The sequence below is a fragment of the Croceicoccus sp. YJ47 genome, assembly GCF_016745095.1.
Classification (GTDB): Bacteria; Pseudomonadota; Alphaproteobacteria; order Sphingomonadales; family Sphingomonadaceae; genus Croceicoccus.
The window spans coordinates 1030622-1052041 of the sequence record NZ_CP067087.1 but is presented as its reverse complement, the minus strand read 5'-3'; the positions used below and the strand labels follow the sequence as shown (position 1 = coordinate 1052041).

Below are 21420 nucleotides of genomic sequence, written 5' to 3'. Positions count from 1 at the left end.
GGGTCAGGCGATCTGTGCGATCTCCGCCGTGTCGCTATCTTCGGTAATGTCGCGCGACACGCACAGGATCGACACCACCGGCCCCGCCCGCGAAATCAGCGGCTTGAGATTGACCGACCAGCACCGCGGCGTGCCGAGCGCGGTGGGGCAACGTGCCTTGAACATGCGCGGCGATCCGGAGAGCGCCTCCATGAATTCGCGCCGCACGAAGGGACGGGATCGCTCCGGCCAGATGTCCCACCATATCCTGCCGAGGATTTCACTTTCATGGGCAAGTTCCAAAGCGCGCAACCCGCCGCAATTGATATGCTCCAGCGTGCCGTCCACGCCCAGGATCTTGACGCAATCCTCGCTCTGCATGAGCAGCTCGAGCGCACTATCCCCGTGGGAAAGCACGATGCCTTCGAAGGGGTGAAGCGACACCACGCGGGGGTGATCCCTCTGAGATTTCTCTTTCATTGCCTTGGACCAGTTCGAAATTCGCGCATGGAGGTCACCCACGGTGCCCAACCCAACGATACAGGACGGCACTTGAGGGACGGTTTATAGGTGCCCTATGGGGAATCGCGGGGTTCGATGCGGGGGCCGGGCCATCCAATATTAACCGCGACGCACGACATTAACCGTAATCATCACCGGGCGCCGTTGCGTTCATTCCCATCGACAGGAGCATCACGCCCATGACCCAGATCGTGCTTTACGGCATTCCCAATTGCGACACCGTGCGCAAGGCGCGCAAATGGCTGGATACCGAAGGGGTGGACTACCGGTTCCATGATTTCAGGAAGGACGGGACCGATCCCGACCGGCTCGCCGGATGGATGCGGACGGCGGGGCGCGATACGCTTCTCAACCGGCGGGGGACCACGTGGCGCAAGCTGCCGGATACGGCGAAGGAGGCAATCGACGACGATGCGGGAGTAGCGCTCATGGTGGAGCATCCCGCACTGATCAAACGGCCGGTGGTGGAACATGCGGGCGGTCTGCTGGTTGGATTCGACGAGGCGGAATGGCGCGCCGCATTGCTCTAGGCGCCGGATCGAGAACAGCGACAGGAGCGTGACCCATGTGCGAGGACAGAACCGGCCCGGACGATTTTTCCGAGCATGATGCGGCGCTCGCGCGGCGCGGCCTTTCCCGGCGGCAATTCGCCGCGATGGGGGCGGCCGCTTTCGCCGCGTCCTGCACCACGATGGATGGCGGCATGGGCGGCGCCGATGCCGGGGCCGGATTGACCGAGGGCATGGTCGATATTGCGACGCCCGACGGCACCGCCGATGCGTTTTTCGTCCACCCCGCCGAAGGGCGCCGCCCGGCAATCCTGCTCTGGCCCGATGTCGCCGGCCTGCGCGAGGCGTTCAAGGTGAAGGCGCGCAAGTTCGCGCAGGAGGGTTATGCCGTGCTCGCCGTGAACCATTATTATCGCAACGCCCGCGCCCCGATCCTCGACACGTTCAGCGAATGGCGCACGCCCGAAGGCAGCGCGAAGATCGAACCCATGCGTCAGGCGATCAATCCCGCCCGCACGACAACCGATGCGCGCGCCTTCATCGCATGGCTCGATGCGCAGGCCGCCGTCGATACGACGCGCGGCATCGGGACGCAGGGGTATTGCATGGGCGGTCCCTATACCGTGCGCACGGCGGCGGCGGTGCCCGCGCGGGTGCGGGCGGCGGCCTCGCTCCACGGCGGGGGGCTGGTCGTCGACGAATCGAACAGCCCGCATCGCATTCTGGATCAGACGCAGGCTGCGTTCCTGTTCGCCATCGCGCAGAACGACGATGCGAAGGATCCCTCGGCCAAGACCGCGCTGCGCGAGGCCGCCGATGCGGCGAACGTGCCCGCGGTGGTGGAGGTCTATCCCGCCGACCATGGCTGGACCGTGATCGATTCGCCCGCCTATGACGCGGCGGCGGCGAACCGGGCCTTTGCCGCGATCCTCTCGCTTTACGCCGCCTTGTAACCGGGCCTTAGTCGCGCGTGACCGTCACGATATAGTTCAGCGCCAGATCGTCGGACAGTTCCAGCCCGCGCATCGGTGAAAAGCCGATGCCGCGAAGGTTGTGCATCGCCAGCCCCGCGGCGCGCAGCAATGCCTCAAGCTCGTCCGGAATGATGAACCGGTTCCAGTCATGCGTGCCCCGCGGCACCATGCCGAGCCGTTCCGCCCCCTCCACCAGCAGCAGCCGCGACCGCGCCGTCCGGTTCGGGGTGGACAGGATCATCAACCCGCCCGGCGCGAGCTTTTGCGACAACGCGTGGACGAAGGCGCCCTTGTCCGCGACATGTTCGATCACTTCCATCGAGGTGACGAGGTCGAACGGACCGTCCTCCAGCGCGGCCAGCTCGCCCGCATGGTAATCGATGGAAAGGCCCATCGCATCGGCATGGGCGCGCGCCACCGCGATGTTTTCCGCCGCCGCATCGACGCCCGTGACCGCCCCGCCGAGCCGGGCCAGCGGTTCGCACAGCAGCCCCGCGCCGCACCCGACGTCGAGCGCGCGCTTGTCCCCAAGAGGCCGGCGCGCATGAATATCGCCCGCCCAATGCGCATCGATCGCCTCGCGAATATAGCGCAGCCGCACGGGATTGAGCCGGTGCAACATCGCCGACGATCCCGCAGGATCCCACCATTCGCGGGCGAGCGCGCCGAAATGCGCGGCCTCGTCCGCACGGATGGTCGCGCCGACGGGGGCCGCGGCACGGGTTTCGGGCGATGAGCCGGTTTCAGGTGATACAGTTGCATTTTCCATAGCAGTCAGACTAACAGCGCCGCGAACCCACTTCCAGCGAAAGGCACAGCGGCTTGGCGCGTATCGTGATGAAATTCGGCGGCACCTCGATGGCAGGGACGGAGCGTATTCGCCGCGTCGCCAATATCGTGCGGCGTCAGCAAGAAGCCGGCCACGAGGTCGCCGTCGTCGTGTCGGCCATGGCGGGCGAAACCGACCGGCTGGTCAATTTCTGCCGGGAGGCGAACCCGCTTTTCGACCCGGCGGAATATGACGTCGTCGTCGCCAGCGGTGAACAGGTGACGGCGGGGCTGCTCGCCCTCACGCTTCAGGCGCTGGGCTGCAAGGCGCGGTCGTGGATGGGCTGGCAGGTGCCGATCCGCACGGTGGAAAGCCATGCGAAGGCGCGCGTCGATGCGATCGATTCCGACCGGCTGTGCAATGCGATGGCGGCAGGCGAGATTGCCGTGCTGCCGGGGTTTCAGGGGCTGTCGATCGACGGGCGCGTGACCACCATGGGGCGCGGCGGGTCCGACACCTCCGCCGTGGCGGTGGCGGCGGCGATTTCTGCGGACCGCTGCGACATCTATACCGACGTCGACGGCGTCTATACCACCGACCCCCGCATCGTCGCCCGCGCGCGCAAGCTGAAGGCGGTGACGTATGAGGAAATGCTCGAACTCGCCAGCGTCGGGGCAAAGGTGCTGCAGACCCGCTCGGTCGGGCTGGCGATGAAGGAAGGCGTGCGTGTGCAGGTCCTGTCGAGCTTCATCGACGACGACGCGCCGCCGGCCGACGATCTGCCGGGAACACTGATCGTCTCTGACGAGGAAATGGAGAAGCTGGACATGGAACGCCAACACGTCACCGGCATTGCGCATGACAAGAACGAGGCCAAGGTCATCCTGACCCGCGTGCCGGACAAGCCGGGCGCAGTCGCCAATATCTTCACCCCGCTGGCCGATGCGTCGATCAACGTGGACATGATTATCCAGAACGTCGGCCGCGAAAAGGGCGAAACCGACGTGACCTTCACCGTGCCGCAGGCCGACCTCGCCCGCACGCAGGCGCTGCTCGAAGACCGGCGCGAGAGCATCGGCTTCAACCGCATCATCACCGACAGCCAGGTCGCGAAGATCAGCGTCGTGGGCGTCGGCATGAAGAGCCACGCCGGCGTCGCGGCACAGATGTTCGCCGCCCTGGCCGACCGCGGCATCAATATCCAGGCGATCACGACATCGGAAATCAAGGTGTCGGTGCTCATCGACGAGGACGAGACCGAGCTGGCCGTGCGTGTCCTCCACACCGCCTACGGTCTGGACGCGGTGGACGAGGCGGCCTGATCCTTTTGCGCAGAAAATCGCCCCGCCCCCGTTGAACAGGGGCGGGGCGAAGTGCCGGACGCTTTCAGGGGGGACGCCCGGCTATTCGGTCATTCGGGCCCGATTATTTCAGGTCGAAACGATCGGCGTTCATCACTTTCGTCCATGCCTTGACGAAGTCCGTCACGAATTTCTGCTCGTGCCCGTTTTCGGCATAGACCTCGGCGATCGAGCGCAATTGCGAGTTCGAACCGAAGATCAGGTCGGTGCGGGTCGCGCGCCAGATTTCCGCATCGCTGGCACGATCCGAGCCGATGAATTCCTCGTCCCCGCTTTCGTCCACGACCTTCCACGCCGTGTTCATGTCGAGCAGGTTGACGAAGAAATCATTGGTCAGCTGACCTTTGCGCTTCGTCAGCACGCCGTGCTCGCTATCCCCGTGATTGGCGCCCAGCACGCGCAAGCCGCCGACCAGCACCGTCATTTCCGGCGCCGACAGGCCCAGCAATTGCGCCCGGTCGAGCAATAGCTCCTCGGTCTTTACCGCATGCTTGGTCGACAGGTAATTGCGGAAACCATCCGCCTTGGGTTCGAGCGGCTCGAAGCTTTCGGCATCGGTCCATTCCTCCAACGCATCGCCGCGGCCGCCGGTGAAGGGCACGTCGATGGCGAAACCGGCATCCTTGGCCGCCTTTTCCACCGCCGCCGTCCCGGCCAGCACGATCATGTCGGCCATGGAAATCGCACGATCCCCGCGAATATCCTCCAGCGTGTTCAGCACCTTCGCCAGCTCTTCCGGCTCGTTCACCGCCCACTCGCGCTGCGGAGCGAAGCGGATATGCGCCCCGTTCGCGCCGCCGCGATGGTCCGATTTGCGATAGGTGGAGGCAGACGCCCATGCCGTGCGCACCAGCGCGCCGATGGAAAGCCCGCTCGCCAGGATCGCATCCTTCAACGCGGAAACATCGCCATCGGACGGCGCGGTTCCGGCGGGGACAGGGTCCTGCCAGATCAGGTCTTCGCCCGGAACTTCCGGCCCGTGATAGCGGATTTTCGGCCCCATGTCGCGGTGCGTCAGCTTGAACCACGCGCGGGCGAAGGCGTCGGCGAATTCGTCCGGGTTGGCGCGGAACCGTTCCGAAATCTTGCGATATTCGGGATCGACCTTCATCGCCATGTCGGCGGTGGTCATCATGGTCGGCACGCGCTTCCCATCGCGGTGGGCATCGGGGGCGAGTTCGTCGTCGCTGTCGACCTTGGGCTGCCACTGATGCGCGCCGGCCGGGCTTTTCACCAGCTCGTACTCATGGTCGAGCAGCATCTCGAAATAGCTCATGTCCCATGTCGTCGGCGTGGGCGTCCACGCGCCTTCGAGGCCCGACGTGATGGTGTGCTCGCCCATCCCGCTTTCGAATCCGCTGGTCCAGCCAAGACCCTGCATCGCGATATCCGCGCCTTCGGGATCGGCCCCGACGAGATTCGCGTCGCCCGCGCCGTGGCACTTGCCAAAGGTGTGGCCGCCAGCGGTCAGCGCGACGGTTTCCTCGTCATTCATCGCCATGCGGGCGAAGGTTTCGCGGATGTCGCGTGCCGAACCCATCGGGTCGGGCTCGCCGCCCGGACCTTCGGGATTGACGTAGATCAGCCCCATCTGAATCGCGGCGAGCGGGTTTTCGAGTTCCAGCTCCTTGTCCGGGTCGATGCGCGTCTGGCCGAGCCATTCCTCCTCGGTGCCCCAGTATACGTCGGTTTCGGGGGCATAGACGTCCTTGCGCCCGCCGCCGAAGCCGAACACCGGGCCGCCCATCGATTCGATCGCGACATTGCCCGTCAGGATGAACAGATCGGCCCAGCTGATGTTCTTTCCGTATTTCTGCTTGATCGGCCAGAGCAGTCGGCGCGCCTTGTCGAGATTGGCATTGTCGGGCCAGCTGTTGAGCGGGGCGAAACGCTGCTGCCCGCTCGACGCGCCGCCGCGGCCGTCGGCGGTGCGGTAGGTGCCCGCCGCGTGCCATGCCATGCGGATGAAGAACGGGCCGTAATGCCCGTAATCGGTAGGCCACCACGGCTTCGAATCGGTCATCAGCGCGTGGAGGTCGGCCTTCAGCGCGTCGTAATCGAGCGCGTTGAACGCCTCGGCATAATCGAAATCGTCGCCCATCGGGTCGGGCGAGGTGCCGCCCTGATGCAGGATCTCGAGCTGCAATGCGTCGGGCCACCAGTCGCGGCTCTGCCGGCCGAGCAAGCCGCGCACGCCGCCATCGTGGCCAAAGGGGCATCCGCCGCCGGGGATCGATCCAGTCGCTACGTCCATGTCGTCTCATCCTCTTCCATCTGTGGGGCGTCGCACCCCGCTATCTGCAACGCCTCACTCATAGCCCTTATCCGATCATCGGGTAAAACGATGCATAACGGATAGAGTAAACGCTTTATTCGATTACGAATCCTCCTATTGCCGCAACGCCCCGGCGGGCGTAAGCGCCGTCCCCATGAGTGATTTTGTGAAAACAGCCGCGCTGATGCGGCGCGGCGCCGATTTCCTCGGCAGCGAATATGCAATCATGTGCGGCGCGATGAGCTGGGTTTCCGAACGGAACCTGGTGTCGGCCATGTCCAATGCGGGCGGGTTCGGCGTGATCGCGTGCGGGGCGATGACGCCGGAATTGCTCGACGCCGAAATCGCCGCGACCAAGGCGATGACCGATCGCCCGTTCGGCGTGAACCTCATCACGATGCATCCCGACATCATGGCATTGATCGATGTGTGCGCCGGGCATGGCGTCGGCCATGTCGTGCTGGCCGGCGGATTGCCGCCCAAGGGCAGCGTCGAGGCGATCAAGGCCTCGGGCGCGAAGGTGATCTGCTTTGCCCCGACGCTCGCGCTGGCGAAGAAATTGCTGCGTTCCGGCGCCGACGCCATGGTGATCGAGGGGATGGAGGCAGGCGGCCATATCGGCCCTGTCTCGACCAGCGTGCTGGCGCAGGAATTCCTGCCCTCGCTATCGGGCGATCACCTCGTCTTCGTGGCGGGCGGCATTGGCCGGGGGGAGGCGATGGCAGGCTATCTCGAAATGGGGGCGGCGGGCGTGCAGCTTGGCACGCGCTTTGCCTGCGCCACCGAATCGATCGCCCATCCCGATTTCAAGAAGGCGTTTTTCCGCGCCAATGCCCGCGACGCGGTGGCGAGCGTGCAGCTCGACGCGCGGCTCCCGGTCATTCCGGTGCGCGCGTTGAAGAACAAGGGCACCGAGGCGTTCACCACGAAACAGCGCGAAGTGGCCGGCATGCTGGATACAGAAGGCCTCGAAATGGCGGAGGCGCAATTGCAGATCGAGCATTACTGGGCGGGCGCGCTGCGCCGCGCGGTGATCGACGGCGATGTGGAGAACGGCTCGCTCATGGCGGGGCAGTCGGTCGGCATGGTCACGGCGGAGGAGCCGGTCGCGACCATTCTGGCAGACCTTATGGCACAGTCCGAGGATGCGCTGACCCGCCGGTAGGGCAGGGAACGCGCAGACGGGGTATCAGTCGCCGATGCTGCGGCTGGTCTCCGTCGCGCGGCGCAGGCGGCGGGCGGTTTTCATCGCCTCTTCGCGGCGTTCGGGCGCGCAATCGTCGGCGACGATCTGTTCGAGCCGTTCGGCCCCTTCGGACAGCAGACGGCACAGCATTTCGATCTGCGCTTCAAGGTTGCGCATTTCGTGGCGAAGCTTCGCGGTTTCGGCGCTGTCGGTTGTCTGCTCGGTCATCGGGCGCGATTATCCCCACACATTTGCCAAACGCAAGCATCCTATGATGCAATGCCGATCAGGCTGATCTGCCGGCCATATCCGCTTTCCCCTGCCAATGTCGCACGGCGGTAGGAAAAATAGCGATCCGGCTGCGATGCGGTGTCCTCGCCGGTGATGGCGATGCGCGAAATGCCCGCATCGGCAAGGCGCGATGCAACATATCCGGCAAGGTCGAATTGCGCATGGCCGGGGCGCCCGTCCTTGAAAAATCGCTCGTTCGCCTCGTCCCGGCCCACGAAGGTCAGGCGGAAGCCGTCGTCCACCTCGTAGCTTTTCTGTGCGATGCATGGCCCGATCGCGGCGCCGATATTGTCGCGCGATGCGCCCAGTTCCTCCATCGCCGTGATGACCGCGTCGGTCACCCCGCCGATCGCGCCGCGCCATCCCGCATGCGCTGCGCCAACCACCCCCGCCGCCGTATCGGCGAGCAGAACGGGCGCGCAATCGGCGGTCAATATGCCGAGCAGGAGGCCGGGCCGGTCGGTCACCATCGCATCGGCATGGGGCCGGGCATCGTCGGGAAAGGGGGAGCGGATCGTCACCGCGTCCGCCGAATGCACTTGAAACACGGTGCACAATTCGCCTCCGGGCATCACGGCATCGACGGCGCGCGTCCGGTTGGCGGCGATGGCGCGTGGCAGATCGTCGGAGCCCAGCCCGACATTCAATCCCGCATATTGCCCTGACGATATGCCCCCGCGCCGCCCGAGAAAGCCATGCTCCATCCCGTCGAGCACGTCGCAGCGAATGATGTCGACCGACATGTTCAGTCCTCGAGGCTCTTGCCGACCTGCTCGCGCACGTCCTTCGACAATCGGGGCCGGGCCGCAATCCGTTCCAGCGCGGCGCGCATCATCGCGGCCCGCTTCGGTTCGATCCGGCGCCAGCGGCCAAGCGCGGGGACGAAGCGCGCCGCCGTTTGCGCATTGATCGGGTCGAGCGCGATGATGAGATCGGCGATCATGGCATAGCCGCGCCCGCTTTCGTCGTGGAACGCCGCCGGGTTGCCCGCCATCGTCATGTACAGCGAACGGACGCGATTGGGGTTCTTCATCGTGAAGTCGGGATGATCGGCCAGCGCGGCGACATGATCGAGAACGTCGGCGTGGCTGGCGCTGGCCTGGATCGCGAACCATTTGTCGATGACCAGCGCGTCGCCCGCATGGCGGCGGTGGAAATCGGCGAGCAATTCCGCGCGCTGGGTCACGTCGAGGCTGGCCATCACCATCATCGCGCCCTGCCGGTCGGTCATGTTGTCGGCGGCGCGATATTGCGCCTGCGCCAGCTGCGCGCCGTGTGCCTCGTCCGCTGCGGAAAGCAGCGAGAGCGCGAGCGTCTTCACCTTGCGCGCGCCGCGGCTTTCCGCGGACAGGTCGTAGGGCACGGCGGCGGCACGCTCGTAAAGCGCGGTGAGCGGCCCCGACAACCGCGTGCCCAGATATTCGCGCAACCCGTCGCGCGCGGCGACCAGCGCACCCGGATCGGCGGGTACGGCCTGCTCGATCAGGAACGAGATCGCCGGCAAGGTCATCAGCTCGCCCCGCATCAGGTCGTCGATGCGCGTATCGTCGAGCACGGCGGCCAGCGCATCGGCAATGGCGGCACGGCGGTCCCCGTTCTCGCCATGCGCGTCCCGGCCCAGCAATTCGCGGGTCAGCAATTGCTGCTGCGCTTCGTAGCGGGCGAAGCTGTCATCGTCATGCGCGGCGAGGAACACGAGATCCGTATCGCTCATCTCGGCATCGAGTACGATCGGCGCCGAAAAGCCGCGATTGGCCGACACCACCGGCGGCGTCGCGCATCCGGTGAAGCGGAAGCTGTTTTCCGCAGCGTCCAGCATCAGCAGATGTTCCCCGCCGTGCCGCTGCATCGCCCGGTCGAACAGGGCGACGCGCAGGGGGATCGGCATCGGTTTCTTGTCCGGCTGTCCGGGGGTGGCGGGGACGGCCTGCGTGAAATGCAGCGTCACCGCGCCTTCGGCCTCGTGATGCTCCGCCCGCATGGTGACGCGCGGCGTGCCCGCCTGTTCGTACCAGCGGCGGAATTGCGTCAGGTCCAGACCGGCGCCATCCTCCATCGCGGTGATGAAATCCTCGCAGGTGGCGGCCTCGCCGTCGTGGCGCTCGAAATACAGGTCGCTGCCTTTGCGGAACGCCTTGTCACCCGCCATCGCGTGCATCATGCGGATGACCTCGGCGCCCTTGTTATAGACGGTCGCGGTGTAGAAATTGCTGATTTCCTGATAGCTGTCGGGCCGGATCGGGTGGGCGAGCGGGCCGCTGTCCTCCGGGAACTGCGCGGCGCGCAGGATGCGCACGTCCTCGATCCGCTTGACCGGCGCGCTGCCCATCGCGGCGCTGAACATCTGGTCGCGCAGGACGGTGAACCCTTCCTTCAGCGACAATTGGAACCAGTCGCGGCAGGTGACGCGATTGCCCGACCAGTTGTGGAAATATTCATGGCCGACGACCCCTTCGATGGCGTCGTAATCGGCATCGGTCGCGGTGTCCGGATTGGCGAGGATGTAGCGGGTGTTGAAGATGTTCAGCCCCTTGTTCTCCATCGCGCCCATGTTGAAATCGGACACGGCCACGATGTTGAACAGGTCGAGGTCATATTCCCGCCCGAACGTTTCTTCGTCCCAGCGCATCGCGTGTTTGAGCGATTCCATCGCGTGGCCGGTGCGGTCCTCGTCCCCTTCGCGCACCCAGATGGCGAGATCGACCTTGCGCCCGGACATGGTGGTAAAGCTGTCGCGGCGCGACACCAGCCGCCCGGCCACCAGTGCGAAGAGATAGGACGGCTTGGGCCAGGGATCGTGCCACACCGCGTAATGGGTGTCGCCATCCTCGCCCGCTTCGGTGCAATTGCCGTTGGACAAAAGCACGGGGAAATCCGCCTTCGACCCCGTCATCCGCACGGTATAGCGCGACAGGACATCGGGCCGGTCCGGGAAAAACGTGATGCGCCGGAAGCCTTCCGCCTCGCACTGCGTGCAGAGCATCCCGTTCGAGGCATAGAGGCCCATGAGCTGGCTGTTGGTGGAGGGATGCAGATGCGTCTCCACCATGATCTAGGCCGCATCGCCCGACAGGGGGAGCAGCAGGTTGGCGCCGCTCATGGTCCAGCCTTCGGCCTGCGCGCCATCGATGGTCAGCTCCCGCACCGCGATGCCGTCGCCGCACAGATGGATGGTGCGGTCGGCCGGCCCGTCGGGATTGCGCGCGACCTTCATCGTCGTGCGCAGCTTCGTCACCTCCAGCCCCAGCTCGAAATCGAGGTGGATTTCGGGGATCAGCCAGGCCGGCGGGGTGTAATCCTCCCGCCGCACGGTGGCGGGCGCCTGCGGTTCGGGGGCGGCATCCGCCATTTCGGGGTTGGCGTCGGGGCGTTCGGGGTTGCGGGCAATATCCATGCGGCACTACATGCGTGTTCGGCGGCGCGGGGCAAGGGGCAATCGCCCAATACCCCCAATCGAAAGGCAGGCGGCCCCATGCATCTCGTAATTTTCGGCCTCGGCTACACGGCAACGCGGATTGCCGCCCATGCGCGGGACGCAGGCTGGGGCGTGAGCGCGACGGGGCGCGACGGCACGCTCGACTTTGCCGATACGGCGCGGGTCGCCGATGTGCTGGACACGGCGGATGCGGTGCTGTCCTCCGTCCCGCCGGACCGGGATGGCGGCGGCGATCCCGTGCTCGACACGCATGGTGCGGCGCTGGCGCGGTTCGGCGGGTGGCGTGGCTATCTCTCCTCCACCGGCGTCTATGGCGACGCGGGCGGGGCGTGGGTGGATGAAAGCGCGCCCACCGGCACCGGCCGGCGCAGCGCGCGCAGCGCCGCCGATGCGGCCTGGCTGTCGCAGGGCGCACATGTGTTTCGCCTTCCGGGCATATACGGGCCGGGGCGCAGCGCGTTCGACAAGGTGCGCAGCGGCACCGCCCACCGCATCGCCATGCCGGGACAGGTGTTCAGCCGCGTCCATGTCGAGGATATCGCCCGCGGGGTGATGGCCGCGCTTTCCCATGACGTGCCGCCGGGCGCGTATAATCTGTCCGATACCATGCCGGCGAGCCACAATGCCGTCACGGAGGAGGCGTGCCGCCTGTTGAACGTCGCGCCGCCGCCGCTCCAGACGATGGAGGAGGCGGAGCTGTCGCCGATGGCGCGCGGCTTCTATGCCGAAAATCGCCGCGTCGCCAATGTGAAGGCGAAGCGCGTGCTGGGCTGGTATCCGCTCTACCCCACGTTTCGGGAGGGGCTGGCCGCTATTCTGGAAGCGGAGCGGGGGGAGGGGGCGTCCGCTTCCCCTTGAGCGCGATGATGAGGCCCGCCATCGCGAGCGCCGCACCGCCCATGGCAAGCCCGCTCCACACATATCCCTCGAACAGGGTCGACAGCATCATGGCGATCACAGGGACCGACACGCCGATATAGGCGGCCTTTCCCGCGCCGATCATGCGGATGATCCCGAAATAGAGCGGGAAGGTCATCACCGAGCCCACCACGCCGAGGTAGAGGATCCCCGCGCCATATTCCCACCGCGGATCCCACACCGGCGCGCCATAGATGACGAGCGCGAGCCCCACGTTGATCGCCGCCCCGATCAGCATTGACCATGCCAGCAGCGGAATGAACGGCTGCGCATGGGCGGTGTCGGTATCCTGCGCGACATTGGCGATGCTCGCGCCCATGGTGGCGGTGAGCGCGAGCACGATGCCGATTGTGACCCCGCCGCCAAGCCCGGCCCCGGCGCCCGCGATCCGGTATTCATGCGCGAACAAAAGCGCCACGCCCGAAAGCGCGATGACCGATCCGACGACGAAGCGCGCCGTTTGCCGCCGTTTGAGGAAAAGCCAGCTCATCGCCGAATTGGGAATGAGGATGAGCGCGAAGAGCACCGCCACGATGCCGGAGGTGAGGTAAAGCTCCGCCCGGTACACGAACTGGAAATTCACGACGAATTGCGTAATCCCGATGAGCAGCGCCATGCCCCACCCGCCCGGGCCGAGCCGGAACCCGTCCCCACGCACCGCGGCGAGGATGAACATGCCGATCGTCGCCACCATAAAGCGATAGGCCACCGTCCAGCCGACCGGCACGACGCTGATCTGATCCTTGATGACGAGCCAGGTGCTGCCCCAGATGAACGTCACCAGGACGAAGGGCACCCACACGATGGGTTCGGAAAACGAACGCTGCACCGCGCGGCCGGGGCGGGGGCTGCGCCGGTCACAACGCGGCGATCCGGGCGGCGAGCGATTCTGCATCGGCGATGGGGGTGTTCCATGCCGCGACGAACCGCGCCGCATCCTGTCCCCAGTCGTAGAATTGATAGCCTTGCGCGCGCAACGCCTCGCGCTCCGCCGCCGTGAGGGTCATGAAGACCTCGTTCGCCTCGACCGGATGCATCAGCCGTTCGGGCGCCGCATCGCCCAGCGCTGCGGCCGCCGCGTTCGCGGCGCGCGCATTGGCGAGCCACAAATCGTCCTCCACCATGGCGAGCAATTGCGCGGCGAGAAAGCGCCCCTTCGACGACAGGTGCCCGGCCCGCTTGCGCCGCCGCCGTGCCTCGTCCGCGAGGGCCGTGTCGAAGAATACCAGCGCCTCTGCCCCCATGCCGCCGTTCTTGATGAAGCCGAAGGCGAGGCTGTCGATGCCGTGCAGGCTGCTTGCCTCGGCAGGGGTGCAGCCCAGATGTGCCACCGCATTGGCAAAGCGCGCGCCGTCCATGTGGAAACGAAGGCCGCGCACGCGCGCAAATTCGCCCAGCGCGGCGAGTTCGTCGGGGGTGTAGCATTCGCCATATTCGCTGGCCTGGGTGATGGCGATCGCGTGGGGCTGCACCTGGTGCACGTCGTTGCGGATGGGGTCGATGACCGCGGCGGCGGCATCGGGCGTCAGTTTCGCGCCCGGCCCGTCCGCCAGCATCAGCTTCGCCCCGTGGGTGAAGAAGCCCGGCGCGCCGCCCTCGTCCACTTCGATATGGGCCTCACGATGGCACACGATGCCGCCGAACGGGGGCACCATGCTGGCGAGCGCGAGGCAGTTGGCGGCGGTCCCCGTCGGCGTCCACAGCACCGCGCATTCGGTCCCGAACAGGGCCGAGAACCGCGCGTCGAGCGCCGCCGACATCGCATCGCCGTCATAGGGCGCATCGGCCGCATCCACGGCGCGCATGGCGTCCCACACGGCGGGATGGACGGGGGCGGCATTGTCGGACAGGAATTGCATATCCCGCCCATGCGAAGCGTTGCCGCCGCCGTCAAGCGCCGTATCAGGGCCGGCTTACCAGTCGAAGGCAAGCTCCACGCCCACGCGCCGCCCTTTGATCAGCGGGCTGAACGTACCGGCGGCGGGCGCGGGGTCGAACGGGGTGTTCTCCCCATCCGAAAACGGCCCGGCGGCGAACGGAATCTGCGTGTCGCCGCCGAACTGCACATTGTCGAGCAGATTGCGCCCGAACAGCGTGAGCCGGATGCCCGGATCGCCAAGGTCGATGCCGATGCTGGCGTCCAGATTGTCGAACGCATCGACATAGCCGAAATTATTGTCGGTATAGGCGTAGCGGTCGCGATGCTGAAAATCCGCGCCGGCGGTCAGCATTGCGCCTTGCCGCACCCCCGGCACCGGAAGATTGGCCACCGCGCCGGCGCCATAGGTCCATTCCGGCACGCGCGGCAAAGCGAGCGCGCGATCCGCCCCATCGATCACGCCGTCGCCGGAGATATCCTGAAACACGCGGCGATATTGCGCGTCGATATAGCCGGCATTGGCGCGGATCGTCACGATCGGCGATACCGCGAAATGGCCCGCGATCTCGCCGCCGCGAATGCGTGCATCGGCGGTGTTGTAGACCGATTGCGCAAGGCCGGATGCAACGCTCGCCACGCTGACCTCGCGTTGCAGGTCGTCCACCTCGGTCCAGAACGCGGCGAGGGTCAACGCCGCGCGCCCGCCGGGGGAGCGATATTTGAAGCCCGCCTCGAAACTGTCGACGCGCTCCTCGTCAAACGCCGCGCTGCCGAGGAGGTCGGCGACATCCTGAAACGCGGCGGGCTGCGTCACGCGCAGATTATAGCCGCCCGAACGATGCCCGCGGGTCCAGCTCGCATAGGCATTGGCGACCGGCACGATGGCGTAGGACAGCGCAATGCGCGGCGACAGGCTGTTCCAGGCGCGCGCATCGGAAAACCCGTTGTCCTCTCCGGTCACGGGGTTCGTGCCGGTAAAGGGGCAGGTGCCCTGCGTCACGAAACAGGGGGCGTTGCGCGGGCGGACGAAACTGATGTCGGCGCGCTTCTCCTCCCGCGACCAGCGCAGTCCGAGCCCGAGCGTCAGCCGCGTCGCGACCGGGTAGTCGGCCTGCGCATAGAGGCCGTAGACATCGTGATCCTGCCGACCCCCGCCGTAGAAATTGAGCGCGCTGAACGGCGGAAGCGAGCGATCCTCGTCATAGGCGACATCCTGCGTAAAGACATAGCCGCCCGCCGTCATTTTCGCCCGGCCCAACGCGCCGGTCCAGAACAGCTCGTTCGAAAACTGCTCCTGCGACGTGCCGGTGTTGGAGTGGAATATGTACGCCGCGCTGGAATCGATGTCGTTCCGCGTGCGCAGGTCATATTGCCGCCAGCCGAAAATATTGGTGAGCCGACCGTTGCCGAGCAGATACTCGCCGCGCAGCACCGCAAAATCGGAACGGCTGTCGTAAAACCCTTCCTCGTCCACCGCGAGCGTATAGCCGTAACGCGAATGCTGACCGTGGTTCTGGGTCGGGGCGCCATCGCCCGCGCTGTCGTGCCATTCGCCCTTGGCCGTGATGGTCAGCCGCTCGCTCGCCACGAAGGTCAGCCCGCCGCGCAGCACGCTCGTCCGCGCCGCGCCGAAATCGCTGTCATTGAACCCGTTACGGAAATAGCCGCCGTCGATGGTGTGCAGCGCGCCCAATCGGATCGCCAGCCGGTCCGACAGCGGTCCCGACACCACCGCCCGCGCCGTCGCCATCGGCGCGCCCCGGTCGCCGTCCACCGGCGTTTCGAACGTGATACCCGCGTGCCCTTCGCCGCGAAACGATGGGTCGCCCGTTTCGACCAGCACTGCGCCGCCCGTCGTGTTGCGCCCGAACAAGACGCCCTGCGGCCCGCGCAGGATCTCGACGCTGCTCACGTCGAGCGCGTCGAACACCGTGCCCGCATTGATGCCGACATACACGCCGTCGACGAACAGGCCGACTGCAGGGTCGATCGACGGGATCGAGCTGTTGACACCCAGCCCGCGGATCGAGAAATTCGCCACCCCGGCAAAGGTGCCGATGGGGTCGAGCGACACGTTCGGTTCGGCATAGGTCAGCGAGGACAGGTCGCGAAACTGCCGCGCGTTCAGCATGGCCGCATCATACGCTGCGACATGGCCGGGATAGTCGAGCGCGCCGGTATCGCCCTTGCCCGCGGTAACGACGATCGCGTCGGCGGCCACCGGCGCGGCAGGCGCCACAGGCGCGGTCTGCGCATTGGCGGTGGCCGTGCCGGCGATCATGGCGCCCAGGCACAGAATGGGCCGGCGAAGTGCGGCTGTTGCGGTCAATGTCGTTCCTACCCCTACGCGCGAAGTGCATCATTCGCGCCGGGCAGCTATACCGCGTTGCGTCTTATTGCAATTGCGAGGCGTTTATTCCCGCCGCGCCGAGGCTCACGGTTCGGTCGGGTAGCCTTCGAGCTCGCTGCCCGTAAGGGTCACGACATGCAGCAGGTTCGTCGCGCCCGGCACACCGAACGGCACGCCCGCCAGCACGACCAGCTTCGACCCCGCCGCGCCGAAACCGTTGCGCAGTGCCATGCGCTTGCCCTTGGCGATCATCTCCTCGAAACTGCCGATGTCCTTCGTGCGGACCGCGTGCGCACCCCAGAGCAACGCCGAACGCCGCGCCGTCTTCACCGCCGGGGTCAGCACGAGCAGAGGCACGCCGGGCCGTTCGCGGGCGACGCGCCGCGCCGTGCTGCCGGATGCGGTAAACACGGTGATCGCCGCGATCGGCAGGGTGTTGGCGATCGACGCGCTGGCCTCGGCCAGGGCGTCGGATGTCGTCGCATCGGGCTCAACATGGCCGAGCGCGATATGTTCGGAATAGCCGGGGTCGCGTTCGACCTGCCCGGCGATGCGGTCCATGATCGTGACGGCTTCCTCCGGCCATTGCCCGGCGGCGGTTTCGGCCGACAGCATGACCGCATCGGCCCCGTCATAGACCGCATTGGCGACGTCCGACACCTCCGCCCGCGTGGGCGAGGGGCTTTCGATCATGGATTCCAGCATTTGCGTGGCGACCACGACCGGTTTGCCCGCAGCGCGCGCCTGCCGCACGATGCGCTTCTGAAGCGGCGGCACTTCCTCCGGGTTCAGCTCCACGCCGAGATCGCCGCGCGCCACCATGAGCCCGTCCGACAGTTCGAGAATTTCGTCGAGATGCCGCACGGCCAGCGGTTTCTCGATCTTGGCCATCAATGCGCCATATCCGCCCATGAGCTTGCGCGCCTCGGCCACGTCTTCGGGCCGCTGCACGAAGGACAGACCGATCCAGTCCGCCTTGTGCTCCACGGCAAAGGCGAGGTCGCGGCGATCCTTGGGCGTGAGGGCGGGAATGGGGATTTCCGCATCGGGCACGTTCACGCCCTTGCGGTCCGAAATGACGCCGCCGACCTCCGCACTGCACAGGATCTCGTCATCGTCGGCGCGAATCACGCGCAGGCGAAGCTTTCCGTCGTCGAGCAGCAGGCGCTGTCCCTTTTTGAGCAGGCCGAACAATTCGGGATGCGGCAATTGGACGCGGGTTTCGTCGCCCGGTTCGTCCCGGCGGTCGAGCGTGAAATGCCCCGAATGGCGGATCACGGCCTTGCCGTCCCTGAACTTGCCCACGCGCAGCTTCGGCCCCTGAAGATCGCACAGGATGCCGATGGGGCGTCCGGTCTTTTCCTCCAGCGCGCGGATCGCGGCGATGGTTTTCGCGTGGTCGGCATGTTCGCCGTGGCTCATGTTCACGCGGAACGCATCGGCGCCCGCGGTCAGCAGCCGCTCGATCATTTCGGGGTCGCGGCTCGCAGGGCCGAGCGTGGCGAGAATCTTGACCTTGCGGTCGCGCGGTTCGAACTTGTGCAAGAAGATTTGTCCCGATGGCTGCTCAGTGGCAAGTCCTATGGGCACAGTCCCGCGCTCGCAAGCGTTAGTGGCGATATTCAAATGGAGAAATGACATGACCGACCCCCTCGACGCGCTGCCCGATGCACAGGCCGCCGCCGCGTTCCGGCGCCTCGTGCGCCATTTGCGGCATCGCACGGATGCACAGAACATCGAATTGATGGGGCTATCGGGGTTTTGCCGCAATTGCCTCGCCGACTGGATCCGCGATGCCGGTTACGAAGGTGACAAGGCCGAGGCCCGCGCGCTCATCCACGGCATGCCGATGGACGCGTGGAAGGACCGGCTTCAAACCCCCGCGACCCAGGATCAGATCGCCCGGATGGAGGCAAGCGTGAAGCGCAACAAGGTGGAGAGCAATATCTGAGGCCCCCAGGCTGCGGGGCGAGCGGGCAGAGGCGCACCCTGTGCATAAATTGCGCGGGCACGGGTTCACCCCCGCGCCCCTCTTGGCTAAGGCCGCGCGCTGACGAGCATGACGCTCGAACCCGATTCTATCATTGTGGAGACACGCCGCCATGGCCGAAAACACTGACGATCGCCTGCGCCTGCTGATCGAGCGTATCGAGCGCCTCGAAGAGGAAAAGAAGGGCATCGCCGACGACATCAAGGAAGTCTACGGCGAGGCGAAGGCCGTGGGCTATGACGTGAAGATCATGCGCCAGATCGTCCGCCTGCGTAAGATGAAGGCCGACGACCGCCGCGAAATGGACATGGTGCTCGAAACCTACAAGGCGGCGCTGGGCATCGACTGAGCGGGCCGGCCGCCTCCGACTATTCGGCAATGCGGGCCGGACATGCGACCGTTCGCGGAACGGGGCTCATGTCCGGCCCGTTTCCTTTCAAACGCGATTTTGAAAGGAAACCCCATGGCCCATGCCGATTTCATCGAGAAGATCGACGAAGAGCCCGGCCTCCCCGGCAGCGAGGCGAAGCTCGATCCCAGCCCCGAATACATGCCCCGCTACCCCGGATCGGGGCGGCTGAAGGACAAGGTCGCCATCGTCACCGGCGCCGATAGCGGCATAGGCCGCGCCGTTGCCGTGCTCTATGCCCGCGAAGGGGCGAAGGTCGCGATCTCCTATCTTTCCGAGCATGAGGATGCGGAAAAGACCGCGCAGCTCGTGCGCGACGAGGGGAGCGAGGCGCTGCTGTTTCCCGGCGACCTCGGCCACAAGGAACAATGCGACAAGATCGTGCGCGAAACGGTCGACGAATGGGGCCGTCTCGACATCCTCGTCAATGATGCGGGCGAGCAGCACCCCGACAAGGACGTGACCGACATCACTCCCGAACAGTTGCAGCGCACGTTTCAGTCCAACATCTTTTCGCAGTTCTACATGGTGCAGGCCGCGCGCCCCCATCTGAAAAAAGGGGCGGCGATCGTCAATTGCACCAGCGTGACGATGTACAAGGGTTCGCCCGGCCTGCTCGATTACAGCGCGACGAAGGGCGCGATCACCGCCTTTACCCGCTCGCTGTCGGGCAATCTGGTCGATGACGGCATTCGCGTGAACGCGGTCGCACCCGGTCCGATCTGGACGCCGCTCAACCCCGCCGGCGGCGCCCCGCCCGAAAAGGTGAAACATTTCGGCGAAGGCACGCCGATGGGCCGCCCCGGACAGCCGAACGAGGTGGCGCCCGCGTTCCTGTTCCTCGCGTGCGAGGATTCGTCGTATATGACCGGACAGGTGCTGCACCCCAATGGCGGGAGCGTGGTCAATGCCTAACCCTTGGAGCAATCGCGGCGATGGCGGCGGCATGGTGGTGACCACCACCGCCGTCGTCGAAGGGCGCGAGGTGCGCGAATATCTCGGCATCGTCACGGGCGAGGTGATCGTGGGCGCGAACCTGTTTCGCGACCTGTTCGCCTCCATCACCGACCTCGTCGGCGGCCGTTCGGGCAAGTACGAGGAGGTGCTGTCCCGCGCGCGCAAGGAAGCCTTGTCCGAAATGCAGGCCGAGGCGCTGGAACTGGGCGGCAATGGCGTCGTCGGCGTGGATATCGACTACGAGGTGCTGGGCCAGAACGGCTCGATGCTGATGGTGTCGTGCAGTGGGACGGCGGTCATCCTGCGCTGAGGCGGTCAGTCCCCGCGGAAATTCAGTTCGAGCAGCACGCCATTGGGCTCGTGCACGAAAATCTGGCGCAGGCCGATCTCCGCAACCTCGTTCGTGCGCACGCGATAGCCGTTGCGGCCGAGCCGTTCGAGCAGCGCATCATACCCGCTGCATTCGAGTGCGACGTGATCGAAGGCGCCATTGTCCTCGCCGACCGGGGCGTCGGGCTTTTCGCGAAGCAGGTGAACGACGGCGCGGCCCGCCTCGTCCAGCAGCCAGGCGTTATGCTCGACTCGGCGGCCCGGCGCGGCGGTGATTTCCATGTCCAGCATGTCGCGAAAGAACGCGATGGTGCCATCCATGTCCGGGGTGCGGATATTGACGTGGTCGATGGCGAGGATCGGCATGGGCAGGTTTTTCCATATTGCGGACTTGATAAAGCCATGGGGCGTGGACGGCATGCAAGCGAAGCGACGGCCTTGCGAAGGGACGGGCACGGGTCTAAGCACCGCGCCAATCCATAATATGACGACAGGAGCGGATTGGTGGCAGGCCATTCCAAATTCAAGAATATCATGCATCGCAAGGGCGCGCAGGACAAGAAGCGTTCCGCGATGTTTTCCAAGCTTTCGCGCGAAATCACCGTGGCGGCGAAAATGGGCATGCCCGATCCGGACATGAACCCGCGCCTGCGCCTCGCCGTGAACGCCGCCAAGTCGCAGTCGATGCCCAAGGACAATATCCAGCGCGCCATCGACAAGGCATCGGCCAACGAAGGCGACGATTACGAGGAAATCCGCTACGAAGGGTACGGCCCGCAAGGTGTCGCGATCATCGTCGAGGCATTGACCGACAATCGCAACCGCACCGCGACCAACGTACGCACCGCTTTCTCGAAAAACGGCGGCAATCTGGGCGCGTCGGGTTCGGTCAGCCACGGGTTCGAACGGCTTGGCCTGATCGTCTATCCCGCCAGCGTCGGCGGCGAGGACAAGGTGCTCGAAGCCGCGATGGAGGCGGGCGCCGAGGATATCCAGTCGGGCAAGGACGAGCACGAGATCTGGACCGCGGCGGACGATCTGCACGAGGTGGCGAGCGCATTGGAAAAGACGCTGGGCGAGGCCGAGACGGTCAAGCTCGCGTGGAAGCCCAACATCACCGTCGACATGGAAGAGGCGCCGGCGCAGACGCTTTTCAAGTTGATCGACGCGCTCGACGACGATGACGACGTGCAGACCGTCTGGGGCAATTACGAAGTGTCGGACGAAATCATGGAAAAGCTTGGCGCGGAATAAGCGGGCGATTCGATGATCGCCTTCCAATGAT

The 21420-nt window shown here is 65.8% G+C and carries 20 protein-coding genes and 1 pseudogene; 10 read left to right on the top strand and 11 right to left on the bottom strand.

Going from position 1 to position 21420, the window contains the following annotated elements:
* Positions 1-3: 3 nt before the first annotated feature.
* Complete coding sequence (locus JD971_RS05175) at positions 4-459, bottom strand: PAS domain-containing protein (RefSeq protein WP_202086442.1); 456 nt, start codon at positions 457-459, stop codon at positions 4-6.
* A gap of 221 nt (positions 460-680) precedes the next feature.
* On the opposite strand from JD971_RS05175, the gene JD971_RS05170 reads away from it, so the two are divergent.
* Together JD971_RS05170 and JD971_RS05165 are read left to right on the top strand one after the other, a co-directional pair.
* A complete protein-coding gene (locus JD971_RS05170) occupies positions 681-1031 on the top strand; it encodes an ArsC family reductase (RefSeq protein ID WP_202086439.1) in 351 nt (116 codons plus the stop codon).
* 35 nt (positions 1032-1066) lie between these two features.
* Complete coding sequence (locus JD971_RS05165) at positions 1067-1963, top strand: dienelactone hydrolase family protein (protein ID WP_202086437.1); 897 nt, start codon at positions 1067-1069, stop codon at positions 1961-1963.
* Positions 1964-1970: 7 nt separating this feature from the next.
* Here the strand turns inward: JD971_RS05165 and ubiG are convergent, their stop codons facing one another.
* Positions 1971-2753 (bottom strand): bifunctional 2-polyprenyl-6-hydroxyphenol methylase/3-demethylubiquinol 3-O-methyltransferase UbiG, encoded by a 783-nt coding sequence (gene ubiG, locus JD971_RS05160; protein WP_202086435.1) that lies wholly within the window; start codon positions 2751-2753, stop codon positions 1971-1973.
* Positions 2754-2806: 53 nt separating this feature from the next.
* Here ubiG and JD971_RS05155 point away from each other — a divergent pair, with 53 nt between their 5' ends.
* Positions 2807-4075, top strand: a complete 1269-nt coding sequence (locus tag JD971_RS05155; protein ID WP_236672277.1) for an aspartate kinase — start codon at positions 2807-2809, stop codon at positions 4073-4075.
* Positions 4076-4178: 103 nt separating this feature from the next.
* On the opposite strand, the gene katG is transcribed toward JD971_RS05155, so the two are convergent.
* Positions 4179-6368 carry a catalase/peroxidase HPI gene (gene katG / locus JD971_RS05150; RefSeq protein WP_202086433.1) on the bottom strand — a complete coding sequence of 730 codons (2190 nt, stop codon included), beginning with the start codon at positions 6366-6368 and terminating at the stop codon, positions 4179-4181.
* A gap of 175 nt (positions 6369-6543) precedes the next feature.
* On the opposite strand from katG, the gene JD971_RS05145 reads away from it, so the two are divergent.
* Positions 6544-7554: a nitronate monooxygenase family protein gene (locus tag JD971_RS05145; protein ID WP_202086432.1), complete on the top strand. Its 1011-nt coding sequence runs from the start codon at positions 6544-6546 to the stop codon at positions 7552-7554.
* Positions 7555-7578: 24 nt separating this feature from the next.
* Here JD971_RS05145 and JD971_RS05140 read toward each other — a convergent pair whose 3' ends face one another.
* The 3 genes and pseudogenes from JD971_RS05140 to pepN all read right to left on the bottom strand — a co-directional run bounded on the left by JD971_RS05140 (position 7579) and on the right by pepN (position 11260).
* Complete coding sequence (locus tag JD971_RS05140) at positions 7579-7803, bottom strand: hypothetical protein (RefSeq protein ID WP_202086431.1); 225 nt, start codon at positions 7801-7803, stop codon at positions 7579-7581.
* Positions 7804-7844: 41 nt separating this feature from the next.
* Entirely contained in the window at positions 7845-8609 is a 765-nt protein-coding gene (gene pgeF, locus JD971_RS05135; protein ID WP_202086430.1) for a peptidoglycan editing factor PgeF, read from the bottom strand.
* Positions 8610-8611: 2 nt separating this feature from the next.
* A pseudogene (pepN, locus tag JD971_RS05130) lies at positions 8612-11260 on the bottom strand (aminopeptidase N).
* Positions 11261-11338: 78 nt separating this feature from the next.
* Here pepN and JD971_RS05125 point away from each other — a divergent pair.
* On the top strand, positions 11339-12160 hold the full coding sequence (locus JD971_RS05125) for an SDR family NAD(P)-dependent oxidoreductase (RefSeq protein ID WP_202086429.1): 822 nt from the start codon (positions 11339-11341) through the stop codon (positions 12158-12160).
* Here the strand turns inward: JD971_RS05125 and JD971_RS05120 are convergent.
* From JD971_RS05120 to pyk, 4 genes are all read right to left on the bottom strand, one after another.
* Positions 12114-13115 carry a DMT family transporter gene (locus JD971_RS05120; protein WP_202086428.1) on the bottom strand — a complete coding sequence of 334 codons (1002 nt, stop codon included), beginning with the start codon at positions 13113-13115 and terminating at the stop codon, positions 12114-12116. The genes JD971_RS05125 and JD971_RS05120 overlap by 47 nt on opposite strands.
* A complete protein-coding gene (locus JD971_RS05115; protein WP_202086426.1) occupies positions 13078-14079 on the bottom strand; it encodes a low specificity L-threonine aldolase in 1002 nt (333 codons plus the stop codon). Before JD971_RS05115 ends, JD971_RS05120 begins: the two co-directional genes overlap by 38 nt.
* A 54-nt stretch (positions 14080-14133) precedes the next feature.
* Positions 14134-16428 (bottom strand): TonB-dependent receptor, encoded by a 2295-nt coding sequence (locus JD971_RS05110; RefSeq protein WP_202086423.1) that lies wholly within the window; start codon positions 16426-16428, stop codon positions 14134-14136.
* A 105-nt stretch (positions 16429-16533) separates the two neighbouring features.
* Positions 16534-17994 carry a pyruvate kinase gene (gene pyk / locus JD971_RS05105; RefSeq protein ID WP_236672276.1) on the bottom strand — a complete coding sequence of 487 codons (1461 nt, stop codon included), beginning with the start codon at positions 17992-17994 and terminating at the stop codon, positions 16534-16536.
* Between the two features lie 94 nt (positions 17995-18088).
* On the opposite strand from pyk, the gene JD971_RS05100 reads away from it, so the two are divergent.
* The 4 genes from JD971_RS05100 (at position 18089) to JD971_RS05085 (ending at position 20115) form a co-directional block, all read left to right on the top strand.
* Positions 18089-18400 carry a DUF1244 domain-containing protein gene (locus JD971_RS05100; RefSeq protein WP_202086417.1) on the top strand — a complete coding sequence of 104 codons (312 nt, stop codon included), beginning with the start codon at positions 18089-18091 and terminating at the stop codon, positions 18398-18400.
* A 151-nt stretch (positions 18401-18551) separates the two neighbouring features.
* Positions 18552-18788: a DUF2312 domain-containing protein gene (locus JD971_RS05095; RefSeq protein WP_202086415.1), complete on the top strand. Its 237-nt coding sequence runs from the start codon at positions 18552-18554 to the stop codon at positions 18786-18788.
* Positions 18789-18902: 114 nt separating this feature from the next.
* Positions 18903-19763: an SDR family oxidoreductase gene (locus tag JD971_RS05090; protein WP_202086413.1), complete on the top strand. Its 861-nt coding sequence runs from the start codon at positions 18903-18905 to the stop codon at positions 19761-19763.
* 31 nt (positions 19764-19794) lie between these two features.
* Positions 19795-20115 (top strand): heavy metal-binding domain-containing protein, encoded by a 321-nt coding sequence (locus tag JD971_RS05085; protein ID WP_202087362.1) that lies wholly within the window; start codon positions 19795-19797, stop codon positions 20113-20115.
* Between the two features lie 5 nt (positions 20116-20120).
* On the opposite strand, the gene JD971_RS05080 is transcribed toward JD971_RS05085, so the two are convergent.
* On the bottom strand, positions 20121-20555 hold the full coding sequence (locus JD971_RS05080; RefSeq protein WP_202086411.1) for a VOC family protein: 435 nt from the start codon (positions 20553-20555) through the stop codon (positions 20121-20123).
* 84 nt (positions 20556-20639) lie between these two features.
* Here JD971_RS05080 and JD971_RS05075 point away from each other — a divergent pair, with 84 nt between their 5' ends.
* A complete protein-coding gene (locus tag JD971_RS05075) occupies positions 20640-21389 on the top strand; it encodes a YebC/PmpR family DNA-binding transcriptional regulator (RefSeq protein ID WP_202086409.1) in 750 nt (249 codons plus the stop codon).
* Positions 21390-21420 lie beyond the last annotated feature (31 nt).

Coding starts and splice junctions, on each gene's coding strand:
- JD971_RS05090 (WP_202086413.1), top strand. CDS start 18,903: ATGGCCCATGCCGATTTCATCGAGAAGATCGACGAAGAGCCCGGCCTC.
- JD971_RS05170 (WP_202086439.1), top strand. CDS start 681: ATGACCCAGATCGTGCTTTACGGCATTCCCAATTGCGACACCGTGCGC.
- JD971_RS05115 (WP_202086426.1), bottom strand. CDS start 14,079: ATGCAATTCCTGTCCGACAATGCCGCCCCCGTCCATCCCGCCGTGTGG.
- JD971_RS05165 (WP_202086437.1), top strand. CDS start 1,067: ATGTGCGAGGACAGAACCGGCCCGGACGATTTTTCCGAGCATGATGCG.
- JD971_RS05140 (WP_202086431.1), bottom strand. CDS start 7,803: ATGACCGAGCAGACAACCGACAGCGCCGAAACCGCGAAGCTTCGCCAC.
- ubiG (WP_202086435.1), bottom strand. CDS start 2,753: ATGGAAAATGCAACTGTATCACCTGAAACCGGCTCATCGCCCGAAACC.
- JD971_RS05145 (WP_202086432.1), top strand. CDS start 6,544: ATGAGTGATTTTGTGAAAACAGCCGCGCTGATGCGGCGCGGCGCCGAT.
- JD971_RS05080 (WP_202086411.1), bottom strand. CDS start 20,555: ATGCCGTCCACGCCCCATGGCTTTATCAAGTCCGCAATATGGAAAAAC.
- JD971_RS05100 (WP_202086417.1), top strand. CDS start 18,089: ATGACCGACCCCCTCGACGCGCTGCCCGATGCACAGGCCGCCGCCGCG.
- JD971_RS05095 (WP_202086415.1), top strand. CDS start 18,552: ATGGCCGAAAACACTGACGATCGCCTGCGCCTGCTGATCGAGCGTATC.
- JD971_RS05175 (WP_202086442.1), bottom strand. CDS start 459: ATGAAAGAGAAATCTCAGAGGGATCACCCCCGCGTGGTGTCGCTTCAC.
- JD971_RS05085 (WP_202087362.1), top strand. CDS start 19,795: ATGGTGGTGACCACCACCGCCGTCGTCGAAGGGCGCGAGGTGCGCGAA.
- JD971_RS05125 (WP_202086429.1), top strand. CDS start 11,339: ATGCATCTCGTAATTTTCGGCCTCGGCTACACGGCAACGCGGATTGCC.
- katG (WP_202086433.1), bottom strand. CDS start 6,368: ATGGACGTAGCGACTGGATCGATCCCCGGCGGCGGATGCCCCTTTGGC.
- JD971_RS05120 (WP_202086428.1), bottom strand. CDS start 13,115: ATGCAGAATCGCTCGCCGCCCGGATCGCCGCGTTGTGACCGGCGCAGC.
- pgeF (WP_202086430.1), bottom strand. CDS start 8,609: ATGTCGGTCGACATCATTCGCTGCGACGTGCTCGACGGGATGGAGCAT.